This window comes from Gilliamella sp. W8136, from assembly GCF_016101285.1.
GTDB lineage: Bacteria > Pseudomonadota > Gammaproteobacteria > Enterobacterales > Orbaceae > Gilliamella > Gilliamella apicola_N.
In genome coordinates this window covers 51,940-71,252 of record NZ_JACFQU010000003.1, presented here as the reverse complement: position 1 = coordinate 71,252, position 19,313 = coordinate 51,940, and the positions used below count along the sequence as shown (strand labels likewise).

General features: G+C 33.9%; 7 protein-coding genes. 2 read left to right on the top strand and 5 right to left on the bottom strand.

What is annotated here, in order from left to right:
- Window positions 1-707: 707 nt before the first annotated feature.
- A complete protein-coding gene (yccS, locus tag H3T96_RS02420) occupies window positions 708-2,852 on the top strand; it encodes a YccS family putative transporter (RefSeq protein ID WP_370545711.1) in 2,145 nt (714 codons plus the stop codon).
- Window positions 2,853-3,357: 505 nt separating this feature from the next.
- Window positions 3,358-7,998 (top strand): ATP-binding protein, encoded by a 4,641-nt coding sequence (locus H3T96_RS02415; RefSeq protein WP_144091130.1) that lies wholly within the window; start codon window positions 3,358-3,360, stop codon window positions 7,996-7,998.
- A gap of 245 nt (window positions 7,999-8,243) precedes the next feature.
- Here the strand turns inward: H3T96_RS02415 and H3T96_RS02410 are convergent, their stop codons facing one another.
- From H3T96_RS02410 to H3T96_RS02390, 5 genes are all read right to left on the bottom strand, one after another.
- A complete protein-coding gene (locus tag H3T96_RS02410; RefSeq protein WP_144091129.1) occupies window positions 8,244-10,358 on the bottom strand; it encodes a hypothetical protein in 2,115 nt (704 codons plus the stop codon).
- Window positions 10,355-11,527, bottom strand: coding sequence for a VWA domain-containing protein (locus tag H3T96_RS02405; protein ID WP_144091127.1), 1,173 nt, complete (start codon window positions 11,525-11,527; stop codon window positions 10,355-10,357). Before H3T96_RS02405 ends, H3T96_RS02410 begins: the two co-directional genes overlap by 4 nt.
- Window positions 11,528-11,535: 8 nt before the next feature.
- Window positions 11,536-14,109, bottom strand: a complete 2,574-nt coding sequence (locus tag H3T96_RS02400) for a DUF5682 family protein (RefSeq protein WP_144091125.1) — start codon at window positions 14,107-14,109, stop codon at window positions 11,536-11,538.
- A gap of 9 nt (window positions 14,110-14,118) precedes the next feature.
- On the bottom strand, window positions 14,119-15,225 hold the full coding sequence (locus H3T96_RS02395; RefSeq protein ID WP_144091123.1) for an AAA family ATPase: 1,107 nt from the start codon (window positions 15,223-15,225) through the stop codon (window positions 14,119-14,121).
- A gap of 321 nt (window positions 15,226-15,546) precedes the next feature.
- The gene (locus H3T96_RS02390) at window positions 15,547-19,287 is read right to left on the bottom strand and encodes a DUF4132 domain-containing protein (protein WP_186279197.1); all 3,741 of its coding nucleotides are present in this window, start codon (window positions 19,285-19,287) and stop codon (window positions 15,547-15,549) included.
- Window positions 19,288-19,313: the final 26 nt, after the last annotated feature.

The following is a 19,313-nucleotide window of genomic DNA, read 5'->3' as shown; positions in this document are numbered from 1 at the left end:
TACCGTTTCAGATTCTTTTTTACTCAATTAAAAACTTAATTAACTTTCACGTAGCTAAACAACACAACGAAATGCCCTATATAGAAATTGATGAATATATAATTCTCAGTGAGTGCGCAAGGCAGACATGAATATTTTTTGTGACCAAAAGTCTGAAAAATTTTCTATTAAAAATGAATAATAGATGAAAATAGATTTTTTGTAAAAATAATTCAGGAGTCTATACCGTTTCAGATTCTTTTTTACCCAATTAAATACTTAGTTAACTTTCACGTAACTAAACAACACAACGAAATGCCCTATATTGAAATTGATGAATATGTAATTATCAGTTAGTGCGTGACGCAGACATGAATATTTTTTGTGACCAAAAGTATGAAAAATTTTCTATTAAAAATGAATAATAGATGAAAATAGATTTTTTATAAAAATAATTCAGGAGTCTATACCGTTTCAGATTCTTTATCAAATTTAATAAGTAATGAGTTATCAAGTTATTAAAAATATCTAAGAAAAATTGACTCATATTTGAACACTCAAATTCATTAATCTAAGGAAAAACATTCAATTCAGATGACGTTAAAATAATTAATAATATGTATATTAGTTATTGTTATTTTCAACCAAAAAATTCCACCCTCTTTAATAACTGTCAACAATATAGTATTCTACCCTCCATCTTATTAACTCTACGAAAACCAACATTTGTGCATCCTTTTATTTTGACTTTGCGTAAAGTCTTTTACAGCAGTAACCTTCTGTTTAGCATCCGCATGCTTATTAGCTTAACTGGCTCTACTCTAGTGCCTTGGTATTTTGGTCAGACAACATTGGTTATTCCGCTCACGCTTGGTGTGGTGGCTGCGGGATTAACCGAGATTGATACTCGATTACTCAGCCGTTGTATTAATCTAGTGTTGACGTTGTTCTGTTTTGCACTGGGTACGTTTTCGGTCGAGTTATTATTTGATTACCCTGCACTGTTTATGATTGGGCTAGTGTCTTCTACCTTTATTTTTATTATGCTGGGTTCACTCGGGCAGCGTTATGGAGTAATTGCCTTTGGATCGTTATTGATTGCTGCTTATACAATGCTTGGCCATAATTTATTTGATGATAAATTCACGCTACCCTGCTTTTTATTACTCGGTGCACTTTGGTACAACGTAGTATCGCTAATTGAATCAATCATTCAACCTATTCGCACGACTCAACAGTCACTTTCTATCTGCTTTATGAAGTTAGCGCAATATTTGGATGCCAAAGCAGCAATGTTCGATCCCGATGAAACTGACGGATTTAAAAAGCAAACCTTGCAATTAACCGAAAGTAATAATCAGTTAATTGGTGCGTTTAATGATACAAAACGCTCTCTATTTAACCGTTTAAAAAGTTATCGCGGACAATCTTACATTCGTAAACTGCTAAGTTACTATTTTGTAGCGCAAGATATTCATGAACGTGCAAGTTCAGCACATGGACAATATCAAGCATTAAGTGAACATTTTAAACATAGCGATATTCTATTTCGCTTTGCGCGAATTTTAAATTTGCAAGCGAAAGCCTGCACGCAGTTAGCAATAGCTATCAAGTTAAACCAAACCTATCAACATGATTCACTGTTTGCGCGCTATTTTACTTATCTTGAGGAAGCCATCGCTCAATATCAATTCAGCAATAGAGCTGACATGCTTTTGATTAAATCCTTAAAAAATTTGCATCAGAATCTACTCTCTATCGATCTGCTGCTAACAAACATTGATACTGAACAGCACCTCTCTAAAGAGCAAGAAGATAATCAATTGATTGACGAAGAGCTAACTAGCTTTCACGATCTATTTGCTAAAATTAAGCGTAATTTGACCGTTAAGTCTCCACTATTTCGCCATGCAGTGCGAATGAGTTTAGTCTTTTTTGTGGGATATATGGCAATTCTCTGTTCAGATTTATCGCATGGATATTGGATCATCTTAACCAGTTTGTTTGTGTGTCAACCTAACTATTCCACCACAAAACATCGATTAAAATTGCGCGTTATTGGGACTATTTTAGGGATTGTGGTTGGCATTCCGTTAACCTTTTTGTTCCCGAGTGTACCTGAACAGTTAGTGCTCATTATTATAACTGGCTGGCTGTTTTTCTTATTTAAAAATTCCCAATATGCTTATGCCACCGCGTTTATTACGTTATTGGTATTCTTTAGTTTCAGTTTGATTGGTGAAAGTAGCATATCGGTTGCTATTTCACGAATTATAGCCACATTAATTGGATGTTTTATTGCTTGGCTTGCGGTGAGCTTTATCTGGCCTGACTGGAAGTTCAGAAACCTACCTAAATTAGTGGATCGTGTTTGTCATGACGACAGTCACTATTTGGCATTAATTGGACAGCAATATCTATCGGGTAAAACCAATGATCCTCAATATCGCGTCGCACGCCGTGCCGCACACGATAGCAGTGCCGATTTGTCATCACTAATCAGTTTAATGACTAAAGAGCCTCATATGAATCAGGCAATCATCGATAAAGGCTTTCGCCTGCTCACCCTAAATCATATACTTATCAGCTATTTATCAACGTTAGGAGCACATCGAGATAAAAGTATCTCCCCCAAAACCCTTGACCTATTTGACGATTTAACGGTTTATATTATTAATCTTCTCAGTGATAAAAAACTAGACAGTGAATATCAAGCCATTAAACAGTTAGTTACCGATTATGTTGAAACGATCTCAATCAATGACGATCAGACCAATAGCGATCTACTGGTAATGCAACAATTAGCTTTAATACTCGATATTCTGCCGGAAATCGTCACACTTGTTAGTGAGTTGGATAATAAGACAGCTTAACAAAGCTGTTTTAGATTTCTAACATATCAATAGAAAGGCACTTAAAAATCCATTTTTGCTGGTTTTATCAATTCATAAAATCGTCATTGATTTGAAAAATGTGGATACGTAGAATCATACAAAATAGGTTCAATAAAATGCCTTTTCTAATAAATAGTCAGATAATTAATACAAACAATCAGATATTAAAAGAGCTAATACAAACTTAAAAGTTAGCCACCTACACGTATAATCATGACCATTAATAAAAGCCTTTTTAGATATATTATTATCTATTAATTACCGACTTGTGATTCCATTCAATTAAACACGAATGCAATAATTCTATAACAACCTTGAACCCAATTAATCTTAAAGAGTTATCGATAAAAAATAGATAATATATTAAAATCCCAAGCCATAGAGTATAATAAATTATGTTAAAAAACTTTTGGCTAATTACTTGAAATTTAATCAATTGAACTTATATTTTATAAGATTAGGAATAGTTTAAGGTATAAAAATAATGGCATCAGAAGCTGGTGGATTCGCTGAAAAAATTGGCAATCAATATGAAAAAAATTGGATAGCCTATCAATTACTTCTTTTACTTGAAGAAAAAGTCAATTCGGTGATTGTTGAACCTATTGGAAATGATGAAGTGGGTGTTGATGTTTTAACCGAACTTAAGAATGGTAAAAAACGATATTACCAATGTAAAATTGGTGCGGGTAATAGCGAATATTGGACATTACCTAAACTCAATGAGTACAATATTTTAAAAAATGCTCTATTCCAAATTCAACGTGGACAAAGCGAATACCACTTAATATCGCCATTACCATGTAAAAAGATCAATGATCTTAGAATAAGTGCTCTTAATAGTAATAATCCCAAGGATTTTTTAACATATCAAATCAATGCCAGTAAAGAGCGGAAGAAAGATTTTAATAGCATTTGCCAATATTTGAATTTAGATGCTGAGATTGAATCAGATTTACTACAGGCTATAAATTTTCTGCAAAAATTTCATATTATTTCTTATGATATAAATATTAAAACCATAGAAGAACTTGAGAGTAGAGCTGGTAATTTATTTATGGATGATTCTGGCAAACTTATCGCTTTTCTAAAAAACTATCCTGAAAAATTTAATAAATTACGACGAACAATAACAGCTACCGATTTATTAGCTGATTTAAAAGACAATGGTTTTGAACCCAAAATTATTCCTGATGATGACAGAATATCAACGGTAATCTCTTCTTTATCCGATGAATTTCAACAATCAATAGAACCTTTTCTTATTGGTGATACATTAATTAAAAGAAATGAATTAACCTCAGTTCTTAACTCAATTGAAAGTAATGCCATTACTTTAATTTCAGCAGAAGCAGGCAGTGGAAAAAGTGCGCTACTGTTGGAATTACATAATTACTTAACGACAAACAAAATTATTTCAGTACCTATTCGATTAGATAGACGCCGTCCCGAAAATAATATTGATGAGTTTGGTAAGTCGCTAGGCTTTCCTTATAGTCCAATCGGTAGTTGCAGTAAATTTTCTTCACAAAAAAAAATTGTATTTATCCTCGACCAACTTGATGCCATAAGATGGACCGGCACTCATTCGAGTAATGCTTTAGAAATCTGTCGTAAAATGGTGGATCAAGTTCAACGATTAAGACAAGTAGGAAAAGATATTAGTATCGTTCTCGCATCAAGGGACTTTGATTTAAATGAAGATATTGCTTTATCGAAATGGTTAGAAAGCGTTAAAAAGGATCGCTTTGACATCAAGTTAATACTGTTAGATGAAGATACTATTAAACCATTAATTTCCCCTTATGAACCTTTTAGTTCGCTTTCTACACAAAAACAAGAGATATTAAAAATTCCTTTATGGTTGGGAATATATTTAGCAATAGCTCAACGCAACCAAAAGGCACCTCAGTTTAGTAATAAATTAGAATTAATTAAGAAATTTTTGGAAGATAGATTAGATAAGATTAATCAACTTGGTATCAATAAACAATCAGCTTCGGATTTTATTAATACAATAGTTTCATTGATGACTGGTTCATCACAATTATCCATTTCGGAAAATATACTCGATCCAGCTACAAAAGAACAACTTGGTGCGAGCCTTTCAGTCGGATTACTTAGTAAACAAAATAATCGAATCAGCTTTCGCCATCAAGCGTTATTTGATTACCACGTCGGTCTTGCCCTTTTTCAAGCTGGAATTCAATCACCTCAAACTTTATTAAATCATATTGGTAATTATGAAGAACAAACGCTAACCAAAAGAGAACATCTTAAATATGCATTAACTATGTTACTTGACCATAGCGAAAAAGCTTTTTGCAATTGTGCTGAGGCTATTTTATTTAATAACAATATTCGTTTCCATTTAAAAATTTTAGTTTTAAATACAATCAAAGAAATTAAACATATCAAACAACCGATAAAATTACTTATTGACAAAATTCTTGATACACCTGAACTATTTGACAAATTTTTAAATATTACCTGTGATTCGAATGTTACTATTATTTCTTATCTATCTGAGCAAAAAATTATAGAAAATTGGCTCAAAAGTGATAATGAAAAGTTAATCAATGATGCTATCGAACTGCTTCGATCTATTTCAACAGTTGAACCTAACCTAATTATTAACAATTTAAAAGATTTTGTTGGACAGTCTGATTTATGGAATGAAAGAGTATACTCTGCTCTTATTTGGAGAGTTGAAAAAGACAGCGATGAATTGTTTGAATTTAGAAAAAAATTAGTTATTTTGGGTTATGTACCATATTATACTGACTGGAATACATTAATTAAAATAAAACCATTACGTGCATTTGATTTCCTCAAAATAGTAATGGAACTTTATAAAAATATTGTAGATAAAGATTCATGTTTACAAGCCCCAAATAATATTAATAGTGCAACAAATTTATTTTATTGGGATAATGAGGATATTGAAGAAATAAAACAACCATCTCAATCCATACTCATACTACTGATTGAATTGATTTTGAATTATCTAAGCAGTATTTTTAACTCAGATTGCGATAGTTTCACTGATGAGTGGCTGATTAATGACAGATATATGAACAATGGCTTTGCTAGTAGTTTTCGTAAAGGTCTAATTGAAATACTTGAAAATTCCGGAAAACAACTTTCTGTACAATCTGAATCTTTATTGCGCGTAATCTTACCTTATATGGATAAAAATAATAAGGTTATCACTCACCTAATTGCAAAATTACTATTAAATTTATCTCTAGAATATGCTGATAAAGTTATTAGTTGGTTATTAGAGTCACCAAATGAACGTTTAACGTGTGGCAATGGATCGGAAGAATCGATCTGGTTACTCCCTAGTGAACTTATCAGTAAGTTTTCGCCATTTTGTTCCGATGAATTATTTAGGAGGTTAGAAGAAAAAATTTATAGCTTTGCACCAACTAAAAAAATCAACGAAACAAAAGAGCAACTTAATTTAAATCTAAAGTGGGAAAATTTCAATTATTGCAGAAAGTTACAGTATTTTCTATTACCGACATTAGATAAGCATCGAATTTCCGTAAAATCAAAACAATTAATAGGCGTTTTAAATCGTGAATTTAGTTCTTATACAAACTCTGATTTTTATGAAAATAATATACCTAAAAGTGTTTTTATAACGTCACCTTTACCTCAATACAATAAACTTTCTAACAACGCATGGAAAGAAATAGTTTTATCATCAAAAATTCATCAAAAATCAGATGGATGTGTTCAAATAACTGATGATTTAGCTTCTGAAGCAAGTATTAGACAATTTAGCTTTAGTTTAACAGAAAGTGTAATAAAAGAACCCGACCGTTTTGCTCAATTTGCACTAACATTACCTCAGAATATTGATCCCCAATATATCAATGCCATATTTGTTGGTTTAGTAGAGAGCAACAACCAACAAAATGACAGTGATGAGAAAGAAACTTGCCCAATATCATTAATTGAACAAGTGATTCTTCATTTTAATAACCCAAAATGTGAATATTCTTTAGTCCAATTAATTGAAAGTAGAGCTGAGCGTTATTCTAAATCTGTAATTAATTTATTAATAAATCTTGCTAAAAATTCTAGCGATCCAGAAGCCGACGAATTTAGTGTTAGGCATGTTAAAGACGAATATTCTATGAATAACATTAATGCCGATTCACTAACAAGTACTATGTTTAATTGTGTTCGAGGCAAAGCATATCTGGCTATCTCAAAAATTTTTTGTTACAACCAAGAGTTTCCTTTACAACACTTAAGCATAATTGACAACGCAATCAATGACATTCATCCCGCAGTTAATATTGCAGCAGTTTCTCTCTTAGCACCACTCCTCAATTATAATGATGATTACGCTCATCAAAAATTTATTGAATTATGTCATAAAGATCTTCGTATGACTTGCGCTAATGGCGCTTATCGATTTTTTAATCAAGGTTTCGAAACAAAATACCAATCACATTATATTGATTTAGTTATAAAAATGCTTACTTCACAAATGGATGAGGTTAAAGAATTAGCTGGAAAACAAATTTATGCTCGCTGGTTTTTTAATGATTTGTTTATAGAACAAAAACAACATCTATTAAAAGATACTATTTTAAAAAAAGGGTGTGCATCCATGTTGTGTCATTTATTACGGCAAGATAATTATAATGATAAGATTCATAAAATTGAGAATACTTATCAATTATTATTAAATGATAACGATACAAATATCTTAAAAGAAGTTGGTCGTTGCATAAATGATGAAAACTATTGGAAAAAACCAAACAGTAATAAACTATTTGAGCTATTTATCACATCAAAAGCAGCAATCTATTGTTTTGAATATTTGGTTGATTATTTAAATAAAACACCTAAGAGTTTATTAAGTTTTGGGCAACCTATATTCAAATTACTCGAAAATATAATGCTCCATTATGATAAAACAGACCTTTATCGTAATGAAAGGCTTTTGGTTGATTTGCTAAAAAGGCTATATGATGAAGTGGTAGAAGATGAAAATGGCACTGCTATTAATACCTGGCTCGATATTTGGGATAGTTTATTAAAATCAGATAAACTTTCAGTAAATACTGCTATGGATCAATTTAATACAGGTTTACTCAATTAAGAAGATTTTAATTCTATAAACATAATATTGCTACAATATTTTAAATTATCACAAAGATTTTTTTACTAAAGTCAGATAATTTTGTAAAAATTATTCAGGAGTCAATGCCATTTCAAATGGCATTGATAAATGATATTCAATATAAAATGCATATGACATTAATCAAAATCTCAATAAGCGATTTTTTCCTAAACTATTTTCTGTTGTTTGAATCACGTTATCCGTTGGTATTGTTTGCTTTTTGGTTATGTTTCATCTTCCCTTATTACTATTGGTAATTGATAGTGTGTATTGTTCATTAGCTGGCATAGATAGGCTGTTTGTAGAATATGTTTGATTTCTATCGGTTGGTTTTGTGCTAATTTGTTTAGGGTGTGGCTTAACGTAGTTAAGCCAAGTGTATCGCATTGGTATTGTAATTGGTTTATTTTTTGTTTATCTGCGTTAGATAAGATCAATCGCCCAGAACTGGTGATTGCTTCAAGTAATGCCAGTGTAGGTTTGATGATATATGTCGCAATAGGATCTTGTTGGTAATTGATTTGCGTCATCTGTTTTTTTAATACCGGTTCTTTGGATGCTTCAAAGGCTTTATAATTTTTTCCTTTTGGATATAACCATTCATAATCAAAATCCAAATTGGCGATGTTGATTTGGTCGGTTTTCGACTCTTTATAAATGATTGCAAAAGGTTCAAGATCTAAATTACTGTCATTTTTTATGCATTTTACCAATACTGTCAATGGTTGATGAGCCGTTCTTAGCAAGAGGTTTAGCGTATCAATGCGCTGTGAATAATTTCCATCCCAAAAAAGTCGTAATAAAAGATCATTATTTTTATTGTCTTTTATACACCAAATTAAACTTTGTTTAATTTCATCTAATACCGGTTTTTGGGTATTGGTAATATGAATAGCGATGACCTGATCAAACAAGCCGTCACTAACATCACTATTTTCTAGATAACGACTCAGTTCTTTCCAGTTTCGAAAACCATTAAAGGCTCGAAATTCTTGATAATCCAGATCAGTCCATCCTATCGATTTTATCACCACACTCGCTCCAGTACTTGATAAGTTATTGCCTTCAGCAAGAAGAGGATTATTCAGTGAGAATCGTTTTCTCATCAATATATTTGGCATTGATTGCCATAATGAAATACGATGCCATATAGAATATTGATTAAAATTAATGTCAGCCTTATTGGATCTGGCTAGCGTTGTTTGGTAATACTGATTATCGTTAGGGTTCCAAAAGTAAAAAGTGGCACCTTGTGCACCGGTTTTACTTTCCCACCAATAAGCACCTAATGGCAATAAATCTAACGTTTGCTGGTTGGTCTGGTATTGGCGTTTTTGTTTTCCTCGTAAATTGGCAAGTTGTTCACCTTCGCTATTTAATATTGTTTGCAAATGAACGGTTAAGCGAGCTAAAAGTAAGATGATATCTTGCTCTTCAATAGCGAAATGCCGATTAACTTGCATCTCAACTAATTGGCACAATTGCCTAAGCATGGCAGCCAACATTGGTAAACCTTGTGCTCGGGCTGACATATTAAGTAATTGTAATTGGTTAGCTTGGCTGGCACTTACATGCGACAAGCCATGCTCTATTAACGTGTTGATTTGATTTTGTATCTGTTTTATCAAGATAATTTCATCATCACAAAGCTGATCTTGCTGATTATTTTGCTGATGTTCTGAAATAATCTGTTCAGGCCATTGCCAGCTTTTTTGATTTTGTTGGAATAGATAAGCAATAACGGCTAAATGTACGGCCTGTTTTTGCTTATCGGGTAATTCTGAAATGATGCCAGCAAAGCCCGTACCCGCTGTGTAAATAACTGGGGTGGTACTTTGTGGAACTTGAATACGAAGTTGAACTCCCTGAGTTTGCACTGTTACCGCATCGCTTTGTAACCAATCAAACAGTAATTGATAAGCCAGTCGTATATTGGCTTTGCCCACTGTTTTAAATAACTGGCTACTCTCAATTGCTAATAGCTCGGCTAAAGGATCACTATGTGATTTAGAGGATTCAAGTGGTTGATTAAGTGTGTCACAATTTGGGGTAACTTTGGATTCATCGATAAGTGGATTTTCGTGTAACCATAACACAGAAGCTATTATGTGTTTACAATGATCACTAGCTGGACAGCTACACTTTGCCGCTTGAATACCTTGTGGTGTCAGTTTGACTTGTTGGTTATCAACCTCAAATATCAAATGTGATTGATTGTGTTCGATTAATTTAACTTTATTAGCTTCAATATCTTTGAGTGCACGTCGAATGACGCCAACATTAGCATAGACAGCCAAAGCATCTTGATCGTAATTTAAGTAGATTTGAGACCAACTCATTTCATCACCTCTGCAAGCCAAGTAGCAAAATGTTCGGGTGTTAAAGCCGCAATTTCCATTCCCCGATTGGCGAGTTCTTGGGCTACTTGCAGATCATAAACGGGGGTTGCCAAGTAATCTAATGCAGCTAAACCCAGCATTTTAACTCGATTAGCATTAAGGCGTGCAACAGTTGTATAAAGGTTAGTTAAATTCACCCCCTCACAAAAATCACTGACCACAACCATGACAGTACGACTTGGATTTATTATTTTTTGTTCCGCATAATTTAGTGCATAACCAATATTAGTACCACCACCGAGTTGTACTGTCATGAGTATTTCGACTGGATCGCTCGCTAAATGAGTTAAATCCACCACTTGAGTATCAAAAACCAATAAATGTAAACGAACAGCCGGCAACTGTGTAATGATACTGGCACACACCGCCGAGTAGAAAATAGAGCTATCCATTGAACCGCTTTGGTCAACACATAAAATGATATCCCAAGGAAGTTGACGAGCAGCGCGAGAGTTAAAAATGGCCTTTTCAATTATGATGCGTTGTTTATCATGATCAAAATGTTTTAAATTAGCTTTAATGGTTGCTCGCCAATCAAAATTTTGGTTATTTTTAATTAATGAGCGTCTAAATCGATTTTTTTTGCCTGTCATGGCATTAATAAAATTCGTCTGGATTTTTCGTAAAATTTCATCCACCACTTTTTTGATAAGTGCTTTTACCTCATCTTGAACACTGTTACTGAGCTTACCTCGTAAGCTGATTAACAGTCGTACAGAATTGAAGTTAGGTTGTAACTCTTTTACGGCATTAGGATCGTTTAAGATACCTTCAAGATGATATCGTTCAATAGCTTGGTTTTGCATTCGTTCAAAAGTACTTTTAGGAAATAATTTGCGGGATTGTCGCAACCAATTTACTGTATTATAGACAGAACTCTCTTTTCCGCCAGATTTTGAGCTTGATTGGTTTTTGTCTTCCATTAATAAGCCCCGAGAACGATATTCATGTTGATAAAGGTAATCTAAAGCTTGATCAATTTGCTTATCGTATATGCCTAAATTATTATTGCTGTTTAGATGTTCATCGGCGTATTGACCTAATATCAAACGCCAACGCTTGACTTGCTCGTCTGTTTTGCTGTTTTTAGTTTGTTTATCGTTAATCATGCCAATGCCTACTGTTTGAACCAATCGGTAAGATGTTGCTGTTTTATTTTTTCCGTAATAAACAATTCCAGCAAGAGCGCTTTTTGTAGCTGATTTTCACTAAATTGATGCTGTTGAAAATGCAAATCAGCATCAGCAATCTGATATTTTTTAGCAATTTTTTCGGCTAACGAAGCCGTTTGTTTAGGATTTAATTGAGAAAAGGCATAACGTAAATCAGGTAAAATTTCGATAAATTGCTCAGGTGACCAATCAATCAGTAATTGATCTAAACTCTCCAATAAAATGGATGAATGTATTACTAATTCAGGTGTACATTGCATGATGCCAATAAAATAGCTAATTGCTTGTTCATTTTTAGTACCTAAACTGAAGTTAATTTTTATATTATCTTCCAATTGTTGTTGGCTTAAATAGGAATCTAAATAACTCATACTATCGATAGCACCACGAATCAAAGGTGCCTGAGTTAACTCTGGTTGCAAACGGGACAAATTATGGTAAAAATCCTGTTTAAGTTGGTTAACATCAAGCTCATCGGGCAGATAATTTAATAAATCTCTAAATGAAAGTAATACTTTTAAATTTTGCTGTTGCTGTTCATTTTCATGTTGTTTAAGTTTATTTAACAAGAAAAAACTCTGTTTAACAATTTTAGTTAATAACGTAAGTAAAGTGGATGTGGCTTTAAGTTGTAAAAAAGTTTGACCTTGCCATAAGTAAACCATACGGTGTCCACAATGGATGAGTGAACTCAATTCACCATCACTTTCAATAAAATCTGCAAAATTATCAACTAAATGGTTAAAATAATCATCTAACCCCATTAAAGCGGCATGGGTTAACTGCTCAACGGCTGAAAGACTTACCGACCCAGTGTTATTGTGTATAAATAGTTTGGCATCCAATTGCAGTTTATTTATAGCAATTTGTTCCAGCTTAGTCCCCTGCTGAGATAATTCAATCAATCTTGCTTCAACCATTGGTGTCCAAGCATAACGCCAATCTTCAAACATTACATTTAAACGTTGGCCATGAATGTAATCCGGACCATCAAGTCGATTAGCAAAACCAACATTTAAAAAGGTCATCAAGTGCAAAAAACGGCTCCGTTGTCGATGATTAGGCTTGCGATAAATATCAATATGAGTAAGTTTTGGGTTGGTATCATCCAATTTGAAACGATATTTTTTTAAAGTTGAATAGACGTCATTAACCAGTGGTGGCTGTGACGTACCAGTCGGCACTTCGCCCAGTAGATTGCCTGATAAGCAACTTTGCACTGACAACCAAAACTCACTATGCGTAGTGTCAATGCTCTCTTTAATAAAGCAAGATTGAATAGCATCGAATAAATCATATCGCCCTGCTCCAACATGTCCACGCAAATCCGCAAGTAATGTGGCTTGTTCAATGGCTGATTTTAAAGGAACAAATCCAGTTGAACTATTATAATTTGGTTGTTGGCGTAATTTATCGGCAATTTCAGACAGTAAAGCTAAGGTTAGCCGTTGGCGATATTCTCGCCCTGATTGATCTTTATTAGTCGCTTTATCATAATGCAATATCGATTGCCAAGCTGCTTGATAATACGCGGGTGATGGCATACCCGAAGCATAACCATTTAACGCATCAAGACGATCAAAGCTATAACGAATTAGCCATGTTTGATCGTTCGCACTATTTTTTTGTTGGCGGTTAAACTGTATAACATCTGATCTTTTAGGTAATACAAGCTGATTTTGCCATAATCCCTCTATTAACGCTAAAGTATGAAATCCCCCTGTTACTACGACAATTTTGGCTTGTGGTTTGGATTTTTTTAGCTGACCAATAGCGGTTAACATATACTGTTCGCGCTGGACTGATCCTTCCGCAATTAGCGACTCTTGTGTGTAATCAAGCCTTGACATGGCACACCAAACAAACGTATCAACAAAAAACGTCTGCCAATCAGCGATTTCATCATAATCTTTTAATTCAAATAGATGCTCCCAAACTTCATCATGATCTCGGCAGTGCAGTTTTTGCATTAAACGTTGTATATATTGGCTGTGTTTAAGATAAGTTTCAGAAAGTAGAGAACGATTATAATCCGAATCATAATCAATACTTTGATCCGTTTGTAAACTCCAAGGCAAATCAATAAATTGTATATCAGCCTGTTGCTTTTTTGCCATTTGCATTGCCAACCACTCCGGTGAGTAATGACAAAATGGATAAAATGCTGAATAGGTAATTGATTTAGGTGTTATATCGTCGGTATCATCAGTATCATCTTCCGTTTCTGGCTCGGAACTTGTTATTAGTTGATCAATGTTTTTTTTGGTTTGACATAGTACGGCGATAGGTGGCTTTGTGTCACTATGTAATAATTGCGCCATAATAGCCTCAAAGCTAGATGGCGCTTCTATCAATATATGTGTTGGCTGAACTTCCTTTATCAACTGTTTTAATGCATAGCTGCATGCGGGACTATGATGGCGCACTGGCGCAAAATAGATCTGCTCTTGCTGTAGCGCTTTTAGGCTTTCTACCGCTTTTGATAACCGTTCTGGTAATAGTGAATGGCTGATTGTCATAGCGATTTGTTATTTCCAAAAAGTTTTTGATACTTGATAAAAACTACGCCAAATATCGGATTTTTTAGCACGTTCACGTACCACATTATCCATATAAAACTGGATTCTTTTAATATCATCCGCATTGTCTTTCAAAACAACGCCAATCAGTTGTTTGGCAATTTGTTCACCTGTCAATGTTCCATCACCAAGATAATGGGCATCTAACGCAGATGCATAGGCAATGTTCACTGCCTCGGCCGTTGACATAACTGCATCGGGTGTTTTTAATTTAGCACCCTCTGTGGTTTGACCTTGTCTGAGTTCTTGAAAGGTAGTTACCAACAATTCAATGACATCAATAGGGATAACGATTTGTGAAGTTAATTCGCCTAACTCTTGATTAAGCTGGCGTTGTATTAATTCAATTTCAAAACTTTTATCAGCAATAGGATTAACGGTTTCGAAGTTAAAACGACGCTTCAATGCCGCAGACATTTCATGCACACCACGATCTTGTAAGTTTGCTGTACCAATAATATTAAATCCAGGTTTAGCTTTAATAACGCTGTTAGACCCCATTTCGGGAATCATCATTTGTTTTTCGGACATAATCGATACCAGCATATCTTGAATTTCAGGTTGGCATCGGGTTATCTCTTCAAAGCGGACTATTTTTCCTTGTAACATACCTTGATAGATAGGTGAGCCAATTAATGCCCGTTCAGTTGGTCCTTCGGCAAGCAGTAAAGCATAATTCCATGAATAACGAATATGATCTTCGCTGGTACCTGCTGTCCCTTGAATGGTCAAATTCGAATCACCACTTATTGCTGCTGCCAGTAATTCAGATAACATGGATTTTGCTGTGCCGGGTTGCCCCACGAGCATTAAACCTTGTTTTCCTAATAGTGATACAATTGCACGATCAACTAACGGGTCGTCACCAAAAAATTTACGGCTAATGCCTAATGTGTCGTTACCTAAAATAAATTGGCGAACGGATTTTGGTGATAATAGCCAACCTTGGGGTTTATTATTGTCATTATCGGCTTTGCTTAACGTTGCCAATTCTTGGCTATAACGCTCTTCTGCAGTGAATCGTATTACTTGTTTCTGATTTACCATCTTTTTCATCCTTTCAATCTAAATCAAATTCGCTTGATACGTTGGCAACCACCATATAATCAACAAAACGCTCGGCTAATAACCCAAGCGAGATGTCATTAGTATCGATTTTTGCTGTTATCATTACTTTGAGCAACAATATCAGGCATACTAAACAGTCTATAAATCCGTTTATCATATTTATTCGTTTTTGATAATACCTTTAGATCATCAAGAACCATGGCATCTTTGTCATATAAAATTTAATGACAAATCCATTCAGGTATTAACTGTTCTAAATCATGTAAACCCGCATTGCAATCAAGAAAAACATGATCCCGCAACTTCTAGTCATGTATCCCATATCACTTTATTTTGCCAATTAGGGTCAAAACCATTGGATGCGTCGGCTACTGCTATATAGTTAGCATAACCTTCGGCTAATAACACTTTGGGTAGTTTATCAAGCGCGATTGCGCTATCTTTGAAACCTTTTTTATTACTGAAATAAAGGGTATAGAGTACTGCTGGAATATTCTCTTCAGGTAGCATGTTGCCACTGAATTCAATATTGATAAAGATATTGAGACTGTCAAAGTATTTATAGTAACTATAAAAACATCCGCCATCTTCAGCATTATCACGCTCGTAACCCAATTTCTTTAAAACATCACGTAAGGTAAAACTATCGGTTAACCAACCTAAACGGTCATCAATAATACCATTTTTAAATTTACTCATATCGGGTAATGAAGTACTAAACTGATCAAACAATGTATTTACTTTGTATTCTTTAAGATACGCTTGCCATTGTGCGGTATCATCACTTGAGAGTAAAGCTGAATGAGCAACGGTAATAAATTGATTTTCATAGAGTAAAACTTCTGCACCATATTCATTTGTCGTAAAGTAGCCTTTTTCATTAGACCTAAAACCATTGATGATCTGACCATTTTTATCTAATTGTAACCAAACTAAATCTTGAATTAATCGACTTACCAGTGGATGATGTTGTAAATATTTTTGCCAATCCTTCACTCGCCATCGACGCTTGGTACACATGGCTTGGTAAAAACGGTTAATTAAGAGTGACACCGCTACATTTTCTTCAATACCACAGGTTAACGCTAATATTCCTTTTGCTTTAATGGCTGAGCCAAGATAGGTTGTTAATGTTTCATTTTTAATTTCTTCAAAAACCTGCTCATAAGTTATATCTTTATAGTCAGAATAAAATTCTGGATAACGCTGATAACTTAAAATACGTTGTTGCAATCGTTTATCAGCCTCTGAACTGGCTTTGGCTTCCGCCTCTTCCAGTGTTGGCGTTCGGGTATCTTGATTAATGAAACTGTGTAAAATAAATTCGCCTAATTGCTGCTGACTTTGGGTGCTTAACAAGCGATTATAGATCGTTAACAGCGGATTAATCGGATCTTTTAATTTGAACGCTAAACAGATCCACCACTCAATAATTTGTGAATCAACTTTATCACCATTTTGCCAAGTTAACGTTGGTATTAAGTTAAAATCAAACCAATCAAGCCCGGTGGGTATTTTACCTTTTAAGCCTTGTTGGGCATCCGCCAATAACTTTTTCGGGGTTAAGTGCTGACTAATGTCTTCACCCATTTTTTCCAATGCAACCAATATCGCCGCTTGTACTGTTTCGCATTTTTCTTTTTTTAGCACAGCATTTAATGCATTAATTGAGCTTTTTTGTCCTAACTCGGCCAACCAATTAGCTGCGGCAATACGTACCTTTTGTTTCGGAGAAGATAAAGCTTGTTCAACTTGAATATGTATATTGGGGATCGGTTTTAAAGCATCTTGCGCTGCATATCGTACTTGATTATCTATATCGGGGATCAGTCTTAAGATAAAATATGGTTGCTCTTGTGTATATTTACTTTCGTTTAAAGCTAATTCAAACAGGTAAGCGACATATTTCGCTGGAATCGTTGGAAACATCTGTAATATTTTTATGGGATAAGCTTTATTAATAAAATAAGCTGTTTGTTGAGGAGCCAAACCCAATGCTTCATCAATTAAAAATTCATTTTCAGCAAAAAAAGCCCATAATTTATAGGGTTCATTCTCATAAATGTTATAAAAATAATCACTAGATAAAAACACCCAAGCGATTTTGTAATTAACATCAGGAATATTATTAATTTTTAACAACACATCAGCTACTTGTCTAAGATCGAAATTTTTAACAATGTCATATTTTGTATATACATTTTGAAAATAGTAATAATCATGTCTATCTTCAATTAAGAGTGTCATTCGAAATAAGTGGTATAAAGAAAATTCAGGTAAATTTGATAGTCGATCTTTAGTAGCTAAAAAACTAAAATCAATTTTCTTATCAAGTTTTTTGAATAATGTTGAGTAGTCGATTTTACCATTCAAATAATCAAAGATAATATCCAGAGACTTTGATGTCACTGTTTGCAACAATTTATAACGTTTTTTTTCATAATCCCATGATGTATTATTTTCTCTGTTTTCCGCTAGCTCATTTTCCATCAATTTTTTACATTCGATAAGATGTTCGTTAAAATTCTGCTGTAAAATATTACGAGCTGTGATTGGCAATGGCGTGTCAACAAGTGGTTCAAAATCGGGAATAATTAAATTAGCTTGCTGTTTAACTGTATTGCTAGTTTCTAATTTCAATAAAGCAATTTTAATAGTAGCAATAACTGTTTTATTAGTTTCGTTAGCTAAAGCTTGCTCTAAAATTGTCGGTTCAAGAATGATTCGAGAGAGCAATATTGTGGCATTTGCACGCTCTTTAGTCGTTCCTGAAGTTAAAAAGTGTTGTAATTGGGGTTGAATCAGTTCATGTGGTAAATTAAATAGCATTTCTGTGGCTAATTGGCTAACCTGCTTGAAAGAATTTAACGCCTGCATGGCAATAAAATCAACCAATTGCAACTGAAGCTTTGGATATCGTTGAATGTATCTAAGTTGTTCTATCTGCCCTAAAGGCGCTAAACCCAGTGAGGGGAGTTGTTTAAATAATTCAATGCGTTCTTGAATATAAGTCAATAACCCATCCAACTGCGTAAAATATCCGAAGAATCGATAACGTTCAACCGCAATAAAAGTAATATATTTACGATCAAAAATCGCGAACAGCAACTTATCGCCTAATCCTTCTTGTTCAATTTCAAGTAATTGATGTAATTTGTGGACTGACCAACTTTTGCGCAAATAAATTCCGTTTATACAATATTCTTCATAATATGGTGGTAACTGAGTAATCAGTCCATCATATAACAGATAGATAAACCATGATGGAGTTTGCTTACTTATATGTTTAATAAAATCTAAATGGTCACATAAAATGGCTAAAACCCGGGCAAATCGAATGATTTGCTCTGGTGTATAAACATCCATCCAAAAATTATAAAAATCAATACGGGCTTTTTTCGACGGATGAGTTTTTGGTTCAAATTCATCCCATGTACTATAATAATCAGAAGGTCTTCTCAATAAGTCATAAATGTCATTAGCATTATCGGGCATTTGGCATAATTTATCAAAATCGTCTAACACATCAAGTTCATCACCATGCAAGATATATTGCGTTATCCGTTCTGGTAAAGACTTGTCTAATTCACTTAATGGGTTAAAGATAGTAATGAGTAGTCCATCACATAACAGATAGATAAACCATGAGGGGATTTGCTTATCTATATGTTTAATAAAACCTAAATGCTTACATAAAATGGCAAAAAACCGGTCAAATCGAATGATTTGTTCTGGTGTATAAACATCCGTCAAAAGCTTATAAAAATCAATACAGCCTTGTGTCGACGCATGAGTCTTTAATTCACATTTATCCCATGAATCATGATAACCATAAAGGCTTCTCAATAATTGATAAATTTCATTAGCATTATCGGGTATTTGGCATAATTTATCAAAATCGGTCAACACATCAAGTTCATCTCCATACAAGATATATTGTGTGATCCTTTTTGGGAAAGATTCGTCAAAGTTACTTAATCGGCCAAAGATAGTGCTAATTAAGTGTCTAGATTTATGTGGACTTGTTGATAATTGTTCAGTTGTTTTCATATTCCTTTGTTTTCTCATTAAGATTC

Coding starts and splice junctions, on each gene's coding strand:
- H3T96_RS02415 (WP_144091130.1), top strand. CDS start 3,358: ATGGCATCAGAAGCTGGTGGATTCGCTGAAAAAATTGGCAATCAATAT.
- H3T96_RS02410 (WP_144091129.1), bottom strand. CDS start 10,358: ATGAGTTGGTCTCAAATCTACTTAAATTACGATCAAGATGCTTTGGCT.
- H3T96_RS02405 (WP_144091127.1), bottom strand. CDS start 11,527: ATGATTAACGATAAACAAACTAAAAACAGCAAAACAGACGAGCAAGTC.
- H3T96_RS02400 (WP_144091125.1), bottom strand. CDS start 14,109: ATGACAATCAGCCATTCACTATTACCAGAACGGTTATCAAAAGCGGTA.
- H3T96_RS02395 (WP_144091123.1), bottom strand. CDS start 15,225: ATGAAAAAGATGGTAAATCAGAAACAAGTAATACGATTCACTGCAGAA.
- H3T96_RS02390 (WP_186279197.1), bottom strand. CDS start 19,287: ATGAAAACAACTGAACAATTATCAACAAGTCCACATAAATCTAGACAC.